Annotated in this window: 16 protein-coding genes; 8 read left to right on the top strand and 8 right to left on the bottom strand. The window is 63.6% G+C overall.

The genetic code is table 11. The annotated features are described in order from the left end of the window. Window positions 1–3: 3 nt before the first annotated feature. From AWH62_RS09855 to AWH62_RS09875, 5 genes are read right to left on the bottom strand one after another with little or no spacing between them, the layout of a single operon-like run. Window positions 4–1,557: an acetolactate synthase large subunit gene (locus AWH62_RS09855; protein WP_075190329.1), complete on the bottom strand. Its 1,554-nt coding sequence runs from the start codon at window positions 1,555–1,557 to the stop codon at window positions 4–6. Window positions 1,558–1,605: 48 nt separating this feature from the next. Next, complete coding sequence (locus tag AWH62_RS09860) at window positions 1,606–2,751, bottom strand: alpha-hydroxy acid oxidase (RefSeq protein ID WP_075190330.1); 1,146 nt, start codon at window positions 2,749–2,751, stop codon at window positions 1,606–1,608. A 33-nt stretch (window positions 2,752–2,784) separates the two neighbouring features. Further along, a complete protein-coding gene (locus AWH62_RS09865; RefSeq protein ID WP_075190331.1) occupies window positions 2,785–5,916 on the bottom strand; it encodes an efflux RND transporter permease subunit in 3,132 nt (1,043 codons plus the stop codon). Continuing rightward, window positions 5,913–6,989: an efflux RND transporter periplasmic adaptor subunit gene (locus tag AWH62_RS09870; RefSeq protein WP_075190332.1), complete on the bottom strand. Its 1,077-nt coding sequence runs from the start codon at window positions 6,987–6,989 to the stop codon at window positions 5,913–5,915. Before AWH62_RS09870 ends, AWH62_RS09865 begins: the two co-directional genes overlap by 4 nt. Continuing rightward, window positions 6,986–7,537 carry a TetR/AcrR family transcriptional regulator gene (locus tag AWH62_RS09875; protein ID WP_083635120.1) on the bottom strand — a complete coding sequence of 184 codons (552 nt, stop codon included), beginning with the start codon at window positions 7,535–7,537 and terminating at the stop codon, window positions 6,986–6,988. The genes AWH62_RS09870 and AWH62_RS09875 overlap by 4 nt, the downstream gene beginning before the upstream one ends. Window positions 7,538–7,808: 271 nt before the next feature. Between AWH62_RS09875 and AWH62_RS09880 the strand changes: the two genes are divergently transcribed. The 3 genes from AWH62_RS09880 (at window position 7,809) to AWH62_RS09890 (ending at window position 10,459) form a co-directional block, all read left to right on the top strand. After that, window positions 7,809–8,711 carry a S1/P1 nuclease gene (locus AWH62_RS09880; protein WP_075190333.1) on the top strand — a complete coding sequence of 301 codons (903 nt, stop codon included), beginning with the start codon at window positions 7,809–7,811 and terminating at the stop codon, window positions 8,709–8,711. Window positions 8,712–8,835: 124 nt separating this feature from the next. After that, window positions 8,836–9,882, top strand: a complete 1,047-nt coding sequence (locus AWH62_RS09885) for a hypothetical protein (protein WP_075190334.1) — start codon at window positions 8,836–8,838, stop codon at window positions 9,880–9,882. 103 nt (window positions 9,883–9,985) lie between these two features. Beyond that, window positions 9,986–10,459, top strand: a complete 474-nt coding sequence (locus AWH62_RS09890; RefSeq protein ID WP_075190335.1) for a GAF domain-containing protein — start codon at window positions 9,986–9,988, stop codon at window positions 10,457–10,459. A gap of 120 nt (window positions 10,460–10,579) precedes the next feature. Here AWH62_RS09890 and AWH62_RS09895 read toward each other — a convergent pair whose 3' ends face one another. Both AWH62_RS09895 and AWH62_RS09900 read right to left on the bottom strand, forming a co-directional pair. Beyond that, entirely contained in the window at window positions 10,580–11,494 is a 915-nt protein-coding gene (locus AWH62_RS09895) for an OmpA family protein (protein ID WP_075190336.1), read from the bottom strand. Next, window positions 11,491–12,654, bottom strand: coding sequence for a hypothetical protein (locus tag AWH62_RS09900; protein WP_075190337.1), 1,164 nt, complete (start codon window positions 12,652–12,654; stop codon window positions 11,491–11,493). Before AWH62_RS09900 ends, AWH62_RS09895 begins: the two co-directional genes overlap by 4 nt. A gap of 101 nt (window positions 12,655–12,755) precedes the next feature. Here AWH62_RS09900 and AWH62_RS09905 point away from each other — a divergent pair, with 101 nt between their 5' ends. The 4 genes from AWH62_RS09905 (at window position 12,756) to AWH62_RS16835 (ending at window position 15,471) form a co-directional block, all read left to right on the top strand. Continuing rightward, entirely contained in the window at window positions 12,756–13,361 is a 606-nt protein-coding gene (locus AWH62_RS09905; protein ID WP_075190338.1) for a TetR/AcrR family transcriptional regulator, read from the top strand. Then, on the top strand, window positions 13,358–14,080 hold the full coding sequence (locus AWH62_RS09910) for a M48 family metallopeptidase (RefSeq protein ID WP_075190339.1): 723 nt from the start codon (window positions 13,358–13,360) through the stop codon (window positions 14,078–14,080). The genes AWH62_RS09905 and AWH62_RS09910 overlap by 4 nt, the downstream gene beginning before the upstream one ends. Before the next feature lie 557 nt (window positions 14,081–14,637). Then, window positions 14,638–15,156 (top strand): hypothetical protein, encoded by a 519-nt coding sequence (locus AWH62_RS09915; RefSeq protein WP_075190340.1) that lies wholly within the window; start codon window positions 14,638–14,640, stop codon window positions 15,154–15,156. Between the two features lie 126 nt (window positions 15,157–15,282). Continuing rightward, on the top strand, window positions 15,283–15,471 hold the full coding sequence (locus AWH62_RS16835; protein ID WP_143743008.1) for a hypothetical protein: 189 nt from the start codon (window positions 15,283–15,285) through the stop codon (window positions 15,469–15,471). Between the two features lie 22 nt (window positions 15,472–15,493). Here AWH62_RS16835 and AWH62_RS09920 read toward each other — a convergent pair whose 3' ends face one another. Then, on the bottom strand, window positions 15,494–17,749 hold the full coding sequence (locus AWH62_RS09920) for a DPP IV N-terminal domain-containing protein (protein WP_075190341.1): 2,256 nt from the start codon (window positions 17,747–17,749) through the stop codon (window positions 15,494–15,496). Window positions 17,750–18,889: 1,140 nt separating this feature from the next. Between AWH62_RS09920 and ettA the strand changes: the two genes are divergently transcribed. Then, the gene (gene ettA, locus AWH62_RS09925; RefSeq protein WP_075190342.1) at window positions 18,890–20,557 is read left to right on the top strand and encodes an energy-dependent translational throttle protein EttA; all 1,668 of its coding nucleotides are present in this window, start codon (window positions 18,890–18,892) and stop codon (window positions 20,555–20,557) included. Window positions 20,558–20,574 lie beyond the last annotated feature (17 nt).

Below are 20,574 nucleotides of genomic sequence, written 5' to 3' on the forward strand. Positions count from 1 at the left end.
CGATCAGATCTCCGCGACGATCAATTGTGGTCCGCCGGCCGCGAGCGCGCGCTTGAGGGCATCGTCGAATTCACCGGCGGTTGCCGCGCGCTGACCCGGCACACCAAATCCTTCGGCGAGCTTCACCCAATCCATTTTCGGATTGTCGAGTGACAGCATTTGCTGCGCGGCCGGTCCGGGATCTCCGGCCCCGACGCGGGCCAGTTCGACATTGAGCACCAGGTAGGAGTGATTGGCGAACACCACGTTGATCACGTTCTGCTTCTCGCGCGCCTGGGTCCACAGGGCTTGCAGCGTATAGGCCGCCGCCCCGTCGCCGCACAGGGCGAAGACTTGCCTGTCGGGACAGGCGAGGGCGGCGCCGACCGCTTGCGGCATGCCGGACCCGATCGCACCGCCGGTCAGGCACAGCCAGTCATGTCGCGGACCATGTTCGATCCAAGGGAACACGCCCATGCCGCTTGTGGTGGCATCGTCACAGATCACCGAGTCCTCCGGCATGTGGCGGAGCAGGGAAATTCCGACATAGCCGGGATTGAGCGCTTCGTCCGGGAAGAGTTTCGGCGCTTGCGACATGTCGGGCAGGTCCAGCGGCGTGGCGGTGATGTCCAGCGCGTCGGCGACCGCTTCCAGCGCTGCTATCACGTCATCAGCGGGTCCGGCCAGGGTCTCGCTGCGCGCGCTGTCCGGCGTCAATTCCCCCGGCTGGCCCGGATAGGCGAAGAAAGCGACCGGTGGTTTGGAACCGGCGATGACCAGCAAGTCGGCGTCGCCCAGCTCCTCGATCGCCTGCTCGCCGAAATAGGCAAGGCGTTTGGGTGAGACCCGGCCATGGCCGCGGGCGATGCGCGGCACGAATGTGTCCATGAACAATCGGGCGCCGGTCGCTTCGGCAATCCGTCCGGCAGCGGTGAGACCGGCTTCGCGGCAGGCATCATTGCCCAGCAGGATGACCGGCTTGTCCGCCGCTTTCAGTGCGGCGGCGATATCGGCGATCCGGTCGTCGGCGACCGGTGTCGGGCCGGGCATGGCGACGGCATCGAGCACATCCGGCTCCTCGTCCGACCAGGCACAATCCGCCGGCAGGATCAGCGAGGCCACGCCGCGCTCGGGGCCATAGGACTGGCGGACCGCCTCGACGGCCATGGTCGACAACTCGGCGGCGTCGCTGACACATCCGACCCAGCGCGACATTGGCCGGCAGACCCCGGCGGCGTCCGACGTCAGCGGGGCGTCCAGCTTGATGTGGTCACGGGCATGATCGCCGACAATGTTGACGACTGGCGCATGAGCACGGCGGGCATTGTGCAGATTGGCCAAGCCATTGCCGGCGCCCGGGCCAAGATGGAGGAGGGTGCAGGCCGGCTTGTCCGCCATGCGGGCATAGCCGTCGGCCGCCCCGGTCGCGACGCCTTCAAACAGGCACAACACCGATTGCATGCCCTCGGTGCGGTCGAGGGCGGCGACCATGTGCATCTCCGACGTGCCCGGATTGGTGAAGCAGACCTCGACGCCCTGATTGATGAGCGTTCGGACAAGGCTCTCGGCTGCAAACATGGATCGACCCCGTTGTGATGATGGCTTGTTTATTGGTTTGGCGTGAGCCTAGCGTGGCAGGCGGACAAAGTCCGGCGTCAATTCAGACAGGCGTGCGGCGCCGACCAGCGCCATGTCGCGTTCCAAGGCCGTCAGCAGGATGTCGAGCGCGCGCTCGACCCCGGCCTGGCCTCCAGCGCCCAACCCGTAGAGGTAGGGGCGCCCGACCGCGACCGCATTGGCGCCCAATGCCAGCGCCTTGATGATGTCGGTCCCGCGCCGGATGCCGCCATCCAGGATGATCTCGGCCTGGCCGCGCACCGCCGCGACAATGTCGGGCAGGGTGTCGATGGTGGCTGGGGCGGTGTCGAGCTGGCGGCCGCCATGATTGGAAATCCACACCGCATCGGCACCGGCATCGAGGCAGCGCCTGGCATCATCCGGACGGGCGATGCCCTTGATCGCGAACGGGCCACCCCAGATATCCTTGATCCATTTCGCATCCTCCCAGCTCACCGTGCGGTCGAATTGCGAGTTCAGGAATTCGATGATGCCCATGCCGCCGGTATCCATGTCCGCCCAGTTGGCGGCGAGGATGTCCGGCGTTGTCGCCATGTCCCAGAGATAGCCGGGCCGGGCGAGGACCTGGCTCACCGTCTTGGCGTTGATCTTCGGCGGGATGGTGAAAGCGTTGAGATGGTCGCGCTCGCGATTGCCGGCCACCGGCACGTCGACGGTCAGGATCAGACCGGTGAAACCGGCGGCCTTGGCCCGCTCAAGCGCCTTTTCGACAATCGCCCGGTCCTTCCAGACATAGACCTGGAACCATTTCGGCCCGTCAGTGTGCTCTGCGATGTCCTCGATCGTGGTCGAGGCGAGGGTGGAAAGGCAATAGACCAGCCCCTTCGCCCTGGCAGCCCGGGCCACGGCGGCTTCGCCAGCGCGCGGGTTGAACAGTCGCTGGGCGGCGGTGGGGGTGACGATGATCGGCGCCTTGCTGGGCGCGCTCATGATCGTTGTTTCCAACTCGATCTTCGAGATGTCGACCAGGGATTTGAAGTTCAGTTCGTAATCGCCATAGCGGCGGTCATTGCGTCCCAGCGTGATCTCGTCATCGGCGCCGCCATCGATATAGTCGAACACCATGCGCGGCAGGCGTTTGCGGGCCAAGGCCCGCAAAGCCTCGATATTGTGGGCCTGGTCAATCGCTGTCATGGGCGCGAGCGTTGTCCGCTTCCCGCCACAGCGTCAAGCCTCGACAGGTGCTGGCAGCGCGTCATCCTTGCGGGGCTTTTCCGGTTTGATGCCGAAGAAGAGCGCGTACAGCACCGGCACGGCGATCATGGTCAGCACGGTGGCGAAGGTCAGCCCGCCGATAATGGTCACCGCCATGCCCTGGAAGAAGGCATCACTGATCAGCGGTGTCATGCCCAGGATCGTGGTGCTGGCGGCCAGAAGGACCGGCCGCAGACGACTGATCGAACCATCACGGACCGCCACCAGCCGGTCAGACCCGCCGCGGATCCGCATATCGATCTCGTCGACCAGCACGATCGCATTCTTGATCAGCATGCCGGACAGCGACAACAGGCCCAGAAGGGCGGTGAAGGAGAAGGCGACATTGGTGGCCAGAAGACCGATCACCACGCCGTTCACCGACATCGGCACAACCGCCCAGATGATCAGCGGCTGGCGGATGGTCGCGAACAGCAGGAAGGAAATGGTGAGCATCGCAATGAAGGTGAGCGGCAGCTGTCCGCCCAGCGAGGCATTGGCTTCCGCCGAGGCTTCATACTCGCCGCCCCATTCCAGCGAATAGCCGCGTGGCAGGTCTATGGCTGCAATCACCGGCTGGAAGCGGGCAAAGCCCTCCGCCGCGGTCTCCCAGCCATGGGGATTGGCGCGCACGGAAATCGTCCGGGTCCGGTCCCGCCGCTGGATCAGCACGTCTTCGAACTCAAGCGCGAATTCCGACACGATCTGGCTGATCGGCACATAGGCGGCCTGTTGCGGGCTCCACACCAGACGGTCATCAAGATAGGCCGGATCGGCGCGTTCTTCTGCCGGTGCCCGGGCGAGAATCGGGATCAGGGTTTCGCCTTCGCGATAGACGCCGACCTGATTGCCATCGGTGGCGAAGCGCAGCGCATTGGCGATATTCTCACGGGTGACACCAATGGTCTGCGCGGTCTCCTCGATGATGACCGGGCGCAGGACCGGGGTGCGATTGCGCCAGTCGGTGCGGATGTCGATGACATCGGCATCGGCGTGCAGCGCGGCCATCGCCTGTTCGGCCAGTTCGCGGAGCACATCGGCATCCGGACCCGAGAAACGCGCTTCCAGCTTGGCGCCTGATGGCGGGCCGAAGACGATCCGGTCGGTGCGGATTTCGGCATCGGGGACCGTTTCGCGGACATGCGCCAGGATACGGTCGGCCAGGCCCGGGATGGACTCAAGGTCGCGAGCCCAGACGATGATCTGGCCATAGGCGGTATTGGGCTGTTCGGCCGTATAGGTCAGCATGAAGCGGGTCGCGCCGGCGCCGACAAATGTATCGATGGCCGTGGTTTCCGGCTGTTCCGAGATGAAGCTGCCAATCTCCCGCATGGTGGCGTCGGTGGTCAGGATGTCGGTGCCTTCGGGCAATTCGACATTGACGTAGAAGACCGGCGTGTTGGTGGCCGGGAAGAAGGAATTGCGAACCGATCCGAAGCCGGCATAGCAGACAAAGGTGATGACGATCAGCAGGGCCAGCACGATCCAGCGCCGTGACAGGGCGAGGTTCAATAGCCCGCGATAGCCGTTGAACAGGCGACCGGTATAGAGGTCTTGCTCATCATCGGTGTGGTCGCCTTTCGCTTGCGCGGCGGCGCGTTGGGCCGAGAAGAGATGGAAGCCCACCATCGGCACGACGGTGACAGCGATGACCCAACTCAACAGCAGCGAGATCGCGATCACGGCGAACAGGGAGAACAGGAATTCCCCGGTTGCGTCCGGCGACAGTCCGATGCCGGCAAAGGCGAGGATGCCGATCACGGTGGCGCCGAGCAGCGGCCATTGCGTGGTGGCGACGGCTTCCTCGGCGGCCTGCATGCGCGGCTTGCCCCGCATGACGCCGGTCAGCATGCCCTCGGTCACCACGATGGCATTGTCGACCAGCATGCCCATGGCGATGATCAACGCGCCCAGGGAGATGCGCTCCATCTCCAGTGCAAACAGGCTCATGAAGAAGATCGTGCCGGAGATGGTCAGGAACAGCACGGCGCCGACGGTCAGGCCGGCCCGCCAGCCCATGAAGATGCACAACACGCCGATCACGATGGCGATCGACAGGGCGAGGCTGACAAGGAAGCTGTTGATCGCATCATCGACGACCAGGTGCTGCTGATAGATCGGATGCAGCTCGACACCCAGCGGCAGGCTGGATTCAAGCTCTGCCAGACGCGCTTCGACCGCGTGGCCGACATCAACGATATTGGCGGTCGGCAGACCGGCCACGCCGATCGTGAAGGCCCGCACATTATTGTGATAGATCAGCTGGGTGGGGCGCTCGACCGTGTCGCGGCGGACTTCGGCAATGTCGGACAGTCGGATCGCCTGGTCGCTGTCGCGCGGCGTGATCAGGAGGTTGGAAATCGCTTCCGTGCCGCCAAGCGTTTGCGGAATGTCGACCCGGACAAGCCGGTCATTCAGCGGCGCCGACCCGGCCGCGACGACGGCATTTTCCTGCTCCAGATCCTCGAGAAGATCGGCGTAGGACAGGCCGAGGCGGGCGAGGTTTTCCTGCGGAATCTCGATATAGATCCGCTCGTCCGGCTCTCCCTCGACGGCGACCTTGGCGACGTCCTCGACGGTCAGCAATTCGCGCCGCAACATGCGCGCCACATCGCGGATACGACTGTCGGAATAGCCCTCCGCGGTGACAGCGTAGAAAATTCCGTAAGTGTCGCCGAAATCATCATAGACGACGGGTTCGCCGGCACCGGGCGGCAGGCTGCCGACCGTGTCGTTGATCTTGGCCCGCAGCCGGGTCCACACGGCCGGCATGTCGCCGCTGTCGATCGTGTCATCGATCGTGACATGGATTTCCGAGATGCCCGGCGAGGATTCCGACCGGATTTCATGCACTTCGCCAAGCTGCTGGATGGCGATTTCCAGCGCTTCGGTGACTTCCTGTTCGACTTCTTCCGCGGTCGCGCCGGGATAGGCCGTGAAGATGATGGCTTCCTTGACGGTGAAGGCCGGGTCTTCCAGGCGGCCGACATTCATGAAGCCGGCCAGTCCGCCGAGCAGGCAGAACAGGATGACCATCCAGGTCAGGACGGGTTTTTCGATCGACAGGCGCGCAAGGGCGCTGGACGGGGTCGAGGCGGTACTCATTGCGGTTGTCCGAAACGGGTGCTGTCGGAGAGGGGACGTACGGGCATGCCTTCATGCAAGGCGTTGACGCCCGCCGTCACCACCCGGTCGCCGGCTGCGATGCCGCTTGTGACAATGATCATGTCGCCATCATATCCGTCGGACGTGATGGCCCGCGCGTTGACCACGCCGCTTTCAGCGTTGAACACCCAGACCCGCTGCCCGCCATCCGGGGCCGCGGTGACAGCCGGCAAGGGCACCCGCAGCCCGGAAACCGACGCGCCATTGCTCGCGAACTCGGCATACACAGTCGCCGTCATGCCCGGCAGAATGTTGGCCGGCATGTCGGCTGGCAGGGCGGCAATGGCGCGATAGGTGCGTGATGCGGCGTCCGGTTCGGACACCAGCTCGCGGGGTTCGAGGGCGAAGGTCTGACCGGGCAGGAAGGCGAAGGCGGCTTCGAGCGAGACGAGGGAGTCGCGGTCGAAGGTTGCGACCATGCTTTCGGAGATCGGTATCGAGACGCGCAGCTCCGAGACATCCATCAATCGTACCACCGGCTGGCCGGGCGAGACGATGGTGTAATTGTCGACGAGCCGGCGGCTGACCAGCGCATCAAACGGTGCCGTGAGGGTCGCATAGCCAAGATTGCGGCGCGCCGTCTGCAATGCCACTTCGCGCAGGTCGTAATTGGTCTGGGCGCTGTCCAGCGCCGCCTGCGAGGCAATGCCGCGCTCATGCAGTGTGCGTTGGCGTTCCAGCTCGGTATTGGCCTGCTGCAATTGGACGCGAGCTTCCCGTTCGGCGCGCTGGAAATCTTCACGGTCCAGTGCCGCGACCAGCGTGCCCTGTTCGATCAGGACGCCTTCATTGAGCGGCAGTTCGGCCAATTGCCCGCCGACCTGAAACGCCATGTCGACATTGAGGCGAGCCTCGACGCGGCCGACGAATTCATGCCGTGTCTCGCCGCTGTCGGCGACCACTTCGGCAAGCTGGACCAGGCGCGGCGGCGATGGCGGCGCGGCAATCTCCTCGGCGCAGGCCGCGAGGAGGAGGCTGGTGCCGAGGGCGGCGAGGAGCGGGAAGCGGGTCATTGATAAAGCTCGTGGGTCAGGCGCACCAGGCGATCGCGGATCTGGGTGAGCTGATTTTCAGGAATGGTGTCGAAGCCAAGCAGGGCAGAAAGTTTCAGCCCGTCCATGGCGAGAAGGAGAAGCCGGGCGCCGATCGGGTCCGGCGTGTCGTCGCTGAGGCGCTGGAAGGTGGACGACAGGAAGTCGCGCGCCGGGTCCAGCAGATCAGGGTGTTCCGCCGAGGCGGCCAGAAGCGCCATCGACAGGGCCTTGCGCGCGTCGTGCCGGTCGAACATGGCGTTGAAAACATGGACGAGCGGCGGCTCGCCGGCGGCATGGGCCGCCGCCTCGCAGTTGGCGAAGTCCTGGCTGACATCCGCCATCATCCGTTCGACCATGCCCTTGAGCAAGGCGATCTTGTTGGGGAAATGATAGAGGACACCACCCTTTGAGACACAGGCTTCGGCGGCGACCGCGTCGATCGTCAGACGGCGTGCGCCATCGCGACCGACCACGGTTTCGGCCGCGTCGAGAATGGTGTCCCGGGTGGAGGGCTTGTGCGCAGTCATGTCGGGAATGGTCCTGAATTGTTGCAGTGCACATAAACCGTCCAGACGGTACAGTCAACACCGTCCAGACGGTATAGTCATGGTGGCCTGCACAGACCGGTCGACGCGCCGGGGCGAGGCCGTTCCAGGGCCTGCAGAATTAAATTTTCCCAAACCGCGACTATGGGTTGCGCCAGAGTCGCTCTGCCCGCCCTGACTAGTGGAGGTGGGCGGTCAGCTCTTCTAGAGACCGGGCAGGCACCGGGCGGGTGTCGCCATACCGGAGAGCTCGATGTCTGTCTTCCTGCGCACCCTGGCGGCTGCCAGCCTGTTGATCACCCTTGTCCCGACGGAGTCCGTGCAGGCCTATGGCCGCGATGGCCACCGTATCGTCTGCGACCTGGCCTATCGCTATCTCTCCGATGAAACCCGCGCTGAAGTCGATCGGTTGGTGGCGCTGGATACGCAATTCGACCATTTCCGCGATGTCTGTTCCTGGGCCGATGAAGTGCGCGGCTCGACGCATCGTCACACGGCGCCCTGGCACTATATCAACCAGACCCGCAACGACCCGCATGTTGACCCCGAGGATTGCGCCGAAGGCGGCTGCATCACCTCCGCCATCGACTTGCATGCCGGTATCTTTGCCGATCGAGCCCGTGCCGACGCGGAGCGTCTGGAAGCCCTGAAATTCCTCGCCCACTGGATGGGGGACATCCACCAGCCGCTGCATGTTTCGATCGAGGGGGATCGTGGCGGCAACGACATCAATGTGCTGTGGCGCGGCGAACGTCACACCAATCTCCACCGGGTCTGGGACAGTGAGATCCTGCTCGACTATATGGCCGAGACCTGGCCCTACCTGGCCGAGGAAGACCGCTGGCAGCCGCTGGTCGAGGAGCTTGCCGCTGACATCCCGCTGACCGGGGTTGATGTCTATGCGCCGCTGGCCCCGATCGCCTGGGCCCAGGAAAGCCATGACATCGTCCGTTCGCGCGGCTTTGCCTATTATTGGGCCAATGCCGAACAGACAATCGAGCCGGGCGATGCCTATTACGAACGCAACCTGCCGGTCAGCCTGCAGCAGCTCAAGCAGGGCGGCGTGCGTCTGGCCGGCCTGCTCAACCAGCTGGTCGAGGAGCGCCAGCTGTCGGGTCGGACCGCACCGGCTGCGGTGTCCGGCGCGTTGAACTAGCAGCTGGTCCAGCCTGTGGCCTAGCCGACACGGCTGGCATCCATCGCCCGGTCAGCCCCGGTTCCGCTTGTCGCCTTCGTTAGCGTTTGGTTAATATCCGCAACGGGCGTCGTCGGCGTTGGGGGTGAGTGTGATCGAAGGCGTGGACAATACGGTGCTCTACGGTGTGGCCGGGGCCGGGCTGTTTGTCCTGATCCTGGCGATCAGTGCCATCTCGATGCATCTCAACCGGCAGCGCGCGGTCTCCGACGAGCGGCAGGTCTACAAGCTGCGGGCCAAGCGGGTGGCGCGCTATGAGGATGCCAAGAAGGAATACGAAAAGCACCGCAAGAAGATCGAGAGCGGTAATACCGTCCTGATCGATCTCATCCATGACCTTGGCGATGATTTCGTCGGCCGCGACAGCGCCCAGCAGCAGATCGCCTTTGACGAGGCGTTCGAGGCCGTTGCCTCGATCCGCCAGGCCAATCCGCGGGCCAAGATTGTGGTCGTGCTGCACACGCTGGGCGGTTATGCCCGGCCCGCCCACATGATCGCACTGGCCCTCAAGCAGCATTTGGCCAAGGCCAAGGCCAAGGGGCATTACAACCCCAAGCGCGAGCCGCAGGTGATCGCCTATGTGCCCTATGTCGCCATGTCCGGCGGCACGATGATCGCGCTGGCCGCCGACAAGATCGTGATGGACCCGACCGCCTCGCTGGGGCCGATCGACACGATCTATGGCGGCTTCCCGACCGAAGCCTACAAGGAGCTTCTGGCCCAGAAAGGACCGCTGGCGACCCAGGATGTGCTCGTCATGCTGGCCCATGAGGCGGAAAAATATGACCGCTATGCCGGCAAGGTGGCGCGCGACATCGTCAATCCGGTGCACCGGGTGGATGAAAAGGCCGAGCACCACATTGCCGACACGCTGTCAGCCGGCACGCTGTCGCACAGCCAGGCCATCACGCCCAAGGACGCCAAGGATCTGGGCATGAATGTCTCGGCCAAGATCCCGGACCTGATCTACGGCCTGGTCGATGCCCGTATCCGCATGATCCACACCCGGCTGGAATTCGAGGCCCGCCGGATGGAGAGCGAGGACGGGCCGAATGAGGGCAAGGGTGATGAGGCCGAGCAGGCGATCGAGCGCGCCATACGCCAGTCGCTGCGCGGCAATGTCCGGCTCTGACATCGGCAATGATGACAGTTGAGAATATCCGGTGACTGTGGCGCGGGCTTGAACCGGTCCGCCGCCGACCCGATCTTCCCCGCGACCAGCGAGGAATGAAGTCATGAGCGCCAAGGCCGAACACTATATCGATGTCCGCAAGCAGATCGCCGCCGTGATCGCCGGCGAGACCAGCCGCACGGCGCGTCTCGCCACCGCCAGTTGCCTGTTGCGCGAAATGTTTGGCGAGCGCTTCTTCTGGACCGGCTTTTACGAGGTCGATCCGGCCAAGCCGACCGAGCTGGTCGTGGGGCCCTATCAGGGCACGATGGGGTGCCTGCGCATCCCGTTCGGCAAGGGCGTCTGTGGTGCGGCGGCGGCGACCGGTGAGACCCAGCTGGTTGAAGACGTGCACGCCTTTCCCGGCCACATTGCCTGTGATAGCCGCTCCAATTCCGAGATCGTGGTGCCGGTGCGTGATGCCGACGGCCGGCTGGTCGCCGTTCTGGACATCGACTCGACCGAGTTCGGCGCCTTCGACGCCGAGGACCAGGCCGGGCTGGAAGCCATTTGCGGTGAACTCCTGACGATCGCCTGACCGGTCGTCCGGAATGGGTCGGGGGCAGCGCCGGTTCGGGTTTGGGCATGGCGCTGCCCCCTGTCCCGCCCGTTTGGGGTCCGCCATGATGGCGGCGTGCGGGATGTCGGTTGGGCGTGTCTAGCGCGCCACGATCTCGACCCGTCGATTGCGGGCGCGCCCGTCCTCGGTGCCATTGCTGGCCTCCGGCGCCAACGGACCAACGCCGGCGGAAACCAGCCGCTCCGTATCGATCCCGAATTGCTCGACCAGGGCTGTGACGACTGATGCCGCACGCCGGTCTGACAGGGACATGTTGTAGGTGAGCCGGCCGATCATGTCGGTATGGCCGACGACGTAGAGCGACAGGTTTGGTCGCGCCGCCAGCAAGTCCCGCAAGGCTTCCAGCGCGACTTGCGATTCCGGTAGCAAGGTGTCGCTGTCATGGGCGAACAACAGGCCATCGACACGGACATGGCCGTCAGCATCCAGCCCGGCCGCCAGGGCTTCCGCTGAGACGGTGACCATGCCGCGATCCATCTCGTCGGTCTCGACGATGACGATTGAGGTGGTGTGGCGGCCGACGCCAACGGCGATATAGGCCAGTCGCCCGTCATAACTCAGGGTTCCGGCGGTGTAGTGGGAGTTCGGTCCGTTGATCGCGCGCATGCCATTGGCCTGGTAAAAGGCGTTGCGGGTCGAGCCGGTGGTGCAGGAGCCGTCGCGGGCGCAGGACCAGATCGCTTCATAGCCGGCGGCGTCGAGAGCCTCGCGGTAGTTGGTGAAAATCTCCAACTCCGAGCGATCATCCGGATTGTCATAGTCGAGGCGGGTGACGCGGCCCTGCACGGGCCGGGTGATTGCGGCATGGGCCTCGAAATCAAAACCGGTGACCAGTGCGTATTCGTCAAACTGCCAGAATTCGCCATCACCTTGCGAACCTTCATAGGGGGTGATCAGCGGGTGACCGCTCACGCTTTGCTGGGCAAGTACGGCCGTCGCGGTCGCGGCAAGGATGAGGGCGAGGGTGAGGCAGGCGGCGATGGCGCGGATCATGGCAGATCTCCTTCGCATTGGCTCATGGCGGCGAATGTGTTGGTCGGGGCGTGATAACAATGGGCGATGCGGTTATCGCCCTCGGCGCTTTCCGCGATCCGGTTGGTCGCATCGAGCACGACTTCGACCCGGACGAATTCATAGTCCTGGCCCCACTCGCCCGCAAAATCATCGCCCGCGCCCAGCAGGTTGGTGTCGACAGCGATCTCGGCAATGGCATTGGCGGCAAGATCGGGAATGCGTGCTGTCCACGGTGGTGACCAACCGTCTCCGCCGCGGGCGTCTGGTCCTTCATTGACGCGGACATGGACCTCGACCGGGCAATGATGGATGGCATTGAAGTCCCGGCTGCCGGCATTTTCGACCCGGATGTGATGGGTGAGGCGGTTGAGTGTCATGTCGCCGCCGCCATTGGTCCGCGTCTCGATGCGCATGGCCATGTCTGACGAAAGCGGACCGGGTGTTGCCGGCATCTGGCCGAAACGGAACTCGATATCTAGATCGATCGGCAGGCGGTAGACATGGCAGGGATCGGCCTCCAGCGTCGCGCCTGTGATGTCCGGTGCGGTGCCGTCATCATCGGCGTCGCCATGGGTCAAACCAGGGTCGGCGGGCTGGGCGACCGGGCCCCCATTTTCGTCGGCATCATCATTGCTCCAGAACAGCGGCGGGTCGCCGATATTCTCGATGAAGATGACGCCATCACCGCGAAACGCCCCGCTGAGAACGAGATTGCCGAGGGTGACCGCGTGAACCGGTGCCGGATTGAACAGGCCGACATGATCGGAATGACCGGACCGGGATTGTTGGTGGACCGTGCGCCAGCTCATTCCGGTATAGTAATTGCGGACCTGAACGCGAAACTCGCGCGCGGTCTGGCAGTCCGGATCGGCAAAGGCGATGGCGGAGGTGATGCGGACGAAACCGTCGCTGTCAGCGGTGGTCGCGGGCCAGTTGGCGGTGTTCCAGAGCCCACCGGGCGTGCGGGCCTGGACGCGGGTCTGAATCCCGTCGAGCGGCCAGGTCTGACCGGCAATGTTTCCGACGCCCGGCTGGCTGCCGACGAGACGGGTCGAGACCTGCCAGCGGCAATTGGCCTCGGCCGACGCGGCAACAGCCAGCGTGGCGACCAAGCTTGCCAGAAGTACCAGAATCCGCATCGCGTCCTCCTGTCCCGTGGAGGGGAATGAGAATACATTTGTTGAATAGATGTTCAATGAATATATTTTCAATGAAATTGTGACAAACTCCGGAGCCGTGTGTGGCCAAGCGCAGAAGCGACCAGAAAGACGAAACCCGGGCCAAGCTGATCACGGCCGGCAGTGTCGTGTTCGCGGCCAAGGGGATTGAAGGTGCCCGGATCGGCGATATCGCCCGCGAGGCCGGCGTCGCCATGGGCACGCTCTACACCCATTTTCCGGACAAGGAGGCGTTGTTCGCCGAGGTGATGCGGGCCGGCAAGGAAACGATCCTCGCCGGTCTGGCGATTGCGCAGCAGACGCCGGGGTCGCGCGAGGTCAAGGATCGGGCGGCGATGGAGGGCGTGGTTGCCTTCGCCAGTCTTTACGGTGCGCTGTTCCGGCTTCTCCTCAGTCGCGGCGCCGGCACGGATCCCATGCAGCGCGAAGTCGTGGATGCGATCGCACAATTGCGGGTCACCGAGCTTGAGGCGGGCCAGCGCGATGGCTGGGCCCGCAAGGATCTTGACCCCCAAGCGGCAGCGCGCTGCGAGGTCGGCGCCGTCTTCCACCTTCTGGACTGGTGGCTGGATGACCCGGCCCGGATGCGCGATGAACAGGTCGTCGAGCAACTCTGCCTGATCCGGCGGTTCGGCGTTGAAGGCCTGATCCCGGGCGGCGGCGCATGAGCGATCAGATCATCGCGCTGGCCGGCCGCGAGGTCCGCTTTTCCTTGCGGCGCTCGGCACGGCGAACCATCGGTTTCACGATTTCCCGCGACGGTCTGGCTGTCGCCGCACCGCGCCGGGCCAGTGAACGCGAAATCCGCCGGGCGCTGGAGACCAAATCGGGCTGGATCCTCGCAAAGCTCGACGCCTGGGCCACCCGTCCGGCGGCGCCCGAACTGGTACTGGAAAGCGGTGCCATCCTGCCCTGGCTGGGCGGCGAACTGACCCTCAATCTGCGTGGCGAGGGCGTGCGCACCATCGTGCGCCGCGAGGATGACAGCCTCGTTCTCAAGCATGATCCCGACCTCGCCGGGGAACTCCGCACCCGCACGATGACCCGGGCCCTGCAGCGATTTTACAAGCGCGAGGGCGCGGCGCTGATGACGCCGAAGGTCGAAGCCTATGCCCGCCAGCTCGGCAAGCCGGTGCGCAAGGTCATCGTGCGCGATCAGAAACGCCGCTGGGGCTCGTGTGCCTCCGACGCCACCATTCGCCTCAACTGGCGCCTGATGGGCTTTCCCGAAGACCTGATCGACTATGTCTGCGCCCACGAGGCCGCCCACCTGGTCGAGGCCAACCATTCGCGGGCCTATTGGCGTGTGGTGGAAAGCCTGATGCCTGACTGGAAACCGCGCCGCCAGCAAATGCGCGACGAGGCGGATCGCTGGGTGGTGTTCTAGGGATCTAGTTGTGATGTCTCACGGCGTTATTCAGGTCTGAGAGGGCCTGAAGCGGTGTCCGTCTGTTGAGATCAGCTGGGCATCAAAGAGAGGCCGGCCGGCACCCATCAAGCGGGTGGTCGCGACACCTGTGTAGAGCCGATTGCTCCGCCGATAAGGATGGCCAGAATTCGGGGGGCCAGCCAGTAGGGCGTCCGCGTCGGAACTTTGGCATGCGATCTCGCAGTGTTTATGGCTCCACCTGCTGTGATAGGAATATACACTCCGAGTGCTGGACCGTACTCCTCAGTCATGAAGCTAAAGCCAGCGAAGAAGAGCACGAAGACCGTGACCCCGAGGCCAATCAATCCAAACAGGAGCCGCAATCCTGGCGGCGCTACGTGTTCCTTGGCCGTTAAAATCCCCTTTGAAGCTGTAAAACGGTCCAAGGGTACAATTCAGTACAATCCTTGAGTTGTCGAAAGTGCGCGGTCTGTCCGAAGGTGCGACGATGATCAATCCTTGCCAAAACTCAGGGCTCGCACATAGCATGGCGTGATTGTACTGGAGGCAACGCATTGCGTGATGAAAATTCATACTGGCGCGGCTTTTATGATGCGCGCTTCGGCTTCGCCAGCTCCAGCATTGGTGAAGATGTCCTTGCCCCGGTGCTGTTCTGGGGCGTGGGGTTCTGCGCGTTCTTCGTTACCTCTGTCATCGTCTACACATTCGGTGAGATTGCACTGATCTCTTGGGACCTTGAAGTCGTTGGAGGCCTACTAATCGGCCTTATTGTCGGCAGTCTGGTCCTTGGTGTCGTGGGTGCGTTCCTTATCTTGCTCGCCCTCCACCATATGCTCCGCATTATCGTTGGGAACGGGTGGGTCTTCTGGAGCTTCACAACGCTCTGGGTAATCGGCGCGTTGCTTTTCGCTCGGCTTGTTCACAATCCCCTTGTCTCGGACCCGGTAAATACGTCCGATGCTGAGATGGCCGCGCTGACGTTTGCAGCGGCTTTGATCTTAACAATCCCCTGGCTGGTTGCTCAGGCGATCCTGCGACTATTTCTCGTGAAATCAGGCGAGTACTGGGACTGATCGACCACACCGTCGACCGCGTCCGCAAGGGAAACCGCAATCGCGGTGTCGCTTGGGACTGTGTCCACGTCGCCGTCGGTGACGCCACTCGCTTGGCCTATGTCGAGGTCCTGCCCGACCAGAAACGTGCTACCGCCCACCCCCTTCCTGGTGCGCGCCCTGCGCTGGTTCAAAGCCCCCGGCATCACCGTCGAGCGCGTCATGACCGACAATGGCAGCCCCGATATCTCGCCGGATATTTCGACTGCTACAACACCGCCCGACCGCAAAATGCTGTCTCACGACAGCCGCCAGCCAACAGGCTCAGCAAGCTGAACAACGTTGTGAGGGATCACACTTATTCCCCGTCCTTCAGCTTGCGATCAAAATAATCCATCACCATCGTCCACAAATGCACCGAGCGGTCTTCGCCGCGCACGCCGTGGCGTTGGCCGGGATAGGTCATCATTTCAAATTGCGAACGCTGCGCCTGAAGCTCCGAATAGAGCCGCACCGAATTGGCGAAGATGACATTGTCGTCGGCCATGCCGTGGATCAGGAGGAGCGGGGTCTCGTAATTGTCCAGATGGGCAAAGACGGAGGCGGCCTGGTACCCCTCAAAATTGGCGTCCGGATGATCCATGTAGCGCTCGGTATAGGCGGTGTCATAGAGCGTCCAGTCGGTGACCGGCGCGCCCGCCACGCCGGCGGCCCAGGCGCCCGGTGCCTGCAGGGTCGACATCAGCGTCATATAGCCGCCATAGGACCAGCCCCAGATTCCGACCCGGTCGGCATCGACGAAATCCAGGCTCTTGAGATAGTCCAGCCCGACCAGCTGGTCCTCGACCTCGACCGAGCCCATGCGGCGCTGGAGATGGGCTTCAAACTCACGCCCCCGATTCCAGGAGCCGCGATTATCGAGGGTGAAATAGACATAGCCGCGCTGGGCGAACATCTGGGCGCGCAGCGATTGCCAGCCGCGATGGACCTGCTGGCTGTGCGGCCCGCCATAAAGATACTGGATCGCCGGGTATTGCCGGTCCGGATCGAAATCGGCGGGCAGGAAGAGTTCGTAATGCAGCTCTGTGCCGTCGGCGGCGGTCAGCGTGCCGTATTGCGGCGTGATGTGGTCGTCCAGATAGGGGAAATAGGGATGCCCCTCGACCAGGGCGTTTTCCTCGATCCAGCGAATGCGGCTTCCATCGACCGAATAGAGGGCGGTCTGGGTCGGGGTCTCCGGGTCGGAATACGTGCCGATGAAGCTGGTCGCATCGCGGCCAAAGGTGGCTGACCAGCGGCCCTGGCCGGAGGTGATCCGCGTCGGGGCGGCCGAGCCGTCCAGCGGCACGGAATAGACATGGCGCTCGAGCGGCGTCTCGATCCAGCCGGTGAAATAGACCCGGCCGGCCTCACGGTCGACGGCATCGATATGGTCGACCACCCATTCGCCGGACGTGACTTGCGTGATCAGGCTGCCATCGCTGGCGCGGTGCTGGATATGGCGGAAACCGCCGGGCGTGTCCTCACTGGTCCACAACACGCTGCCATCGCCAAGGGCGCGGAAATCATTGGTCAGATTGATCCAGACATCCGTGCTTTCGATCAACCATGGCGAGGCCTCGCCGCTGGCCGGGTCGGCGGCCAGGATGGTGAGTTCATTCTGCATCCGGTTGAGCACCTGGACATAGGCCGTCGCGCTGCCCAAGGCCCAATTGACCCGGGCGAGGTAGATGTCGTCGGTCTGCGCCAGCTCGACCTGGCGGCGTGCCCCGGTGGCGCGCTCGGCAATGAAGAGTTCGACGAGGGCATTATCGGTCCCGGCGCGCGGATAGCGCTGGTCGACCACCTGGGCCGAGCCGTCAGCCGCGATCTCCATGCGCTGGATATTGTCGACCGGGCTTTCATCGACGCGGGCGAGGGCGATGTATTGCTCGTCCGGTGACCACCAATAGCCGGTCCGGCGTCCAAGCTCTTCCTGGGCGACAAATTCGGCCATGCCGAAGGAGACCAGGCCGCCGCCTTCCGTGGTGATGGCGGTTTCTTCGCCACTTTCCAGATCGATGACGTAGAGATTTTGCTCGCGGACGAAAGAGACGAAATTGCCGCGCGGGGAGATGCGGGCATCGGTCTCGTATTCCGGCGTCTCCATCAGGCGGCGCGCGTCACCGGTCGCGACATCGACATGGAAAATATCGCCGTCCAGCGGCACCAGGATCGCTTCGCCCTCGCTGTCCCAGTCATAGCGCACGATGCCGGTCGAGGAGATGCGGGCCCGCTCGCGCAACTGGCGTTCTGCCTCGGTGAGTTCACGTTCGTCCGGGGCGAGGACCTGACTATCGACCAGCAGGTAGGGCTCGCCGCCATCGATATCCATGGCCCACAGATCGAGCACTCTGGCATTATCTTCCTTGGCCCGCAGGAAGGTCACCCGGGAGCCGTCCGGCGAGAAGGTCAGCGAGCGCGGCGTGGCGCCGGACAGCGAGGGGCTGGCATAAATCCGCTCGATCGTGAGCGCCGGCTCACCAGCGACGGTCTCCATCGGCGCTTCGGGCGCAGGCTGGCAGGCGGTGAGGGCGGCTGTGACCGCCAGAAAGCTGGCAAGGCGAACAGACATGAAAACTCCCTGGATGGTGTGGGCTTCATTTTAAAAGCGGCTGCTTTCGCGGGCCAGAGCAGAGTCAGCAACCGCCCCGCCCGGATTGAAAGGCGCGTCAGCGCCAGATCGGAAAACCCCAAATACGGGCAGGGCGGCGAGCTGACATGGCTTCACCTCATATCTGTTGACGGGACGGGTGACGCGCCCATTCGCGCCACGGCGCTTACGCCTGGCGGTATGAGCAGTAGAGGGGTGCGAGGTGCCTTGCCGGTGCCTAGCTATGTAAGTTTTGTGGGTGGCGCCGGGGGCACCTCGCACACGGAGATTTGGTCAGGTCCCTTGCGGGTCCCGTCTCGAAACCGACAGGAACAAACGGTCGAGCTTTGTGCCGCCGTCCTGCCGATGGCCACGCCGGGTTGGTCTGGTGGTGTTTCCAGGCAACCGGACGAGCTCCGTACTCCCAACGCCCCCGGATCACCAATCCGGGCCTCGAGTAGCGCGGGACAACGGGGATTATGGGATGGGTGAATAGGGGGGCGGATAAGTTTTTTTGATTTTTTCGCAGGGGAACGCTTTCCCTCTCCCTGGGGAGAGGGTCAGGGTGAGGGGTAAATCCCCGTGACCGCAGAAGGAATCCCCCTCATCCGCCCCTCCGGGGCACCTTCTCCCAAGGGAGAAGGAAGGCGCACACAACGGGGATAAAGGCCCAAAACCGTGTCATCCCGGATCTCCGCCCGGGATGACAAGCACATCGGTGTCGGTGAGTGGATCCGCGTCGTCAGCGCCGGATTCTGCCAAGCCCCGCCCCCCCCCCGCAAATCAAAACACATTTTTCCCGGCCGCAGCCCCGCAAAAGCGGGGCGGAGAGCCGGGACCAACGAAACGCTCCGGCAAGCAATGAGTCTCCCGTTGGTCCCGGATGGCGCTGCGCGCCTCCGGGAAAAATGAAAGGACGAGCGAAGCGGGAAGGCCCATGGCGCCTGCGGCGCCACCCCTCCGTCCCGCCCTTCGGGCGCGACACCTCCCCACGATGTGGGGCGGAAAAGGCGGCCATCGCTTGGCGACAATCCCCACACCCTTACTGCATTGCCCTTGCAGCCTCACTCCGCTACACGGTGCGGCTCAAGATTCCCTGCCTGACAAGAGAGCCTCTCCCCCATGGCCGCATACAAATTCGTCTATCACATGGACAAGCTGTCGAAGACCTATCCGGGCGCTGCCAAGCCCGTCTTTGACGGGATTTCCCTGCACTTCCTGCCCGATGCCAAAATCGGTGTTGTCGGCGTCAATGGTGCCGGTAAATCGACCCTGCTGAAGATCATGGCCGGCATGGACACCGAATTCACCGGTGAGGCCTGGGCGGAAAAGGGTGTGAAGGTCGGCTATCTCGCCCAGGAACCGCAGCTCGATGAGAGCAAGACGGTCTGGGAAAACGTGATCGAGGGTTCGGCTCCGAAACAGTTGCTGGAAGAATTCAACGCCATCTCGATGCAGCTCGCCGAGGATTACACCGACGAGCTGATGGAGAAGATGACCGAGCTCCAGGAAAAGATCGATAACGAGAATGCCTGGGACATCGACTCGAAGATCGAGATGGCGATGACGGCGCTGCGCTGCCCGCCGGCCGACTGGCCGGTCACCGACCTGTCCGGTGGTGAGCGCCGCCGCGTGGCCCTGTGCCGCCTGCTGCTGTCCGATCCGCACATGCTGCTGCTCGATGAGCCGACCAACCATCTCGACGCCGAGAGTGTGCAGTGGCTGCAGAATTATCTGGAAGACTTCAAGGGCGCCGTCCTGGTCGTCACCCACGACCGTTACTTCCTTGACTCGATCACCACCTGGACGCTCGAGCTCGACCGCGGCCGCGGTGTGCCTTATGAGGGCGGTTATTCGGCCTGGCTGGAACAGAAATCCAAGCGCCTGGCCCAGGAAGATCGCGAAAAGAGCGCCAAGGACCGCGCCCTGATGCGCGAACTGGAATGGATCCGCTCCTCGCCGAAAGCCCGTCAGGCCAAGTCGAAAGCCCGTATCAAATCCTATGAGGATCTGCGCGACGCGGCCGAACGCGCCGAGATCACCACGGCCCAGATCACCATTCCGCCGGGGCCGCGCCTGGGCGGTGTCGTGGTCGAGGTCGAGAACCTCAAGAAGGGCTTCGAGGACAAGCTGCTGATCGACGGCCTCTCCTTCAAACTGCCGCCGGGCGGTGTGGTCGGTGTGATCGGTCCGAACGGCGCCGGTAAATCCACCCTGTTCAAGATGATCACCGGTCAGGAAACGCCCGACGAAGGCACGATCCGTCTCGGCGAGACGGTCAAGCTGGGCTATGTCGACCAGTCGCGTGACACGCTCGACCCCAACAAGACGGTCTGGCAGGAAATCTCCGGCGGCAATGACATGATCGAGCTGGGCGGCAAGGAAGTCCCCTCGCGCGCCTATGTCGGCACGTTCAACTTCAAGGGCGGCGACCAGCAAAAGAAGGTCGGCCTCCTCTCGGGTGGTGAGCGCAACCGCGTCCACCTCGCCAAGATGCTGCAGACCGGCGGCAACCTCTTGCTGCTCGATGAGCCGACCAATGATCTCGACGTGGAAACCCTGGCGGCGCTGGAACAGGCGCTGGAAGCCTATCCGGGCTGTGCCGTGGTCATCTCGCACGACCGTTTCTTCCTCGACCGTCTGGCCACCCACATCCTGGCCTTTGAAGGCGACAGCCATGTCGAATGGTTCGAGGGCAATTTCGAGGACTATATCGAGGACAAGAAGCGCCGGCTCGGTCCGGACGCCGACATGCCCAAGAAGATCAAGTTCCAGAAATTCGGGCGGTAGATTTTGCGCGTCTCATC

Source organism: Maricaulis sp. W15 (assembly GCF_001924955.1).
Classification (GTDB): Bacteria; Pseudomonadota; Alphaproteobacteria; order Caulobacterales; family Maricaulaceae; genus Maricaulis; species Maricaulis maris.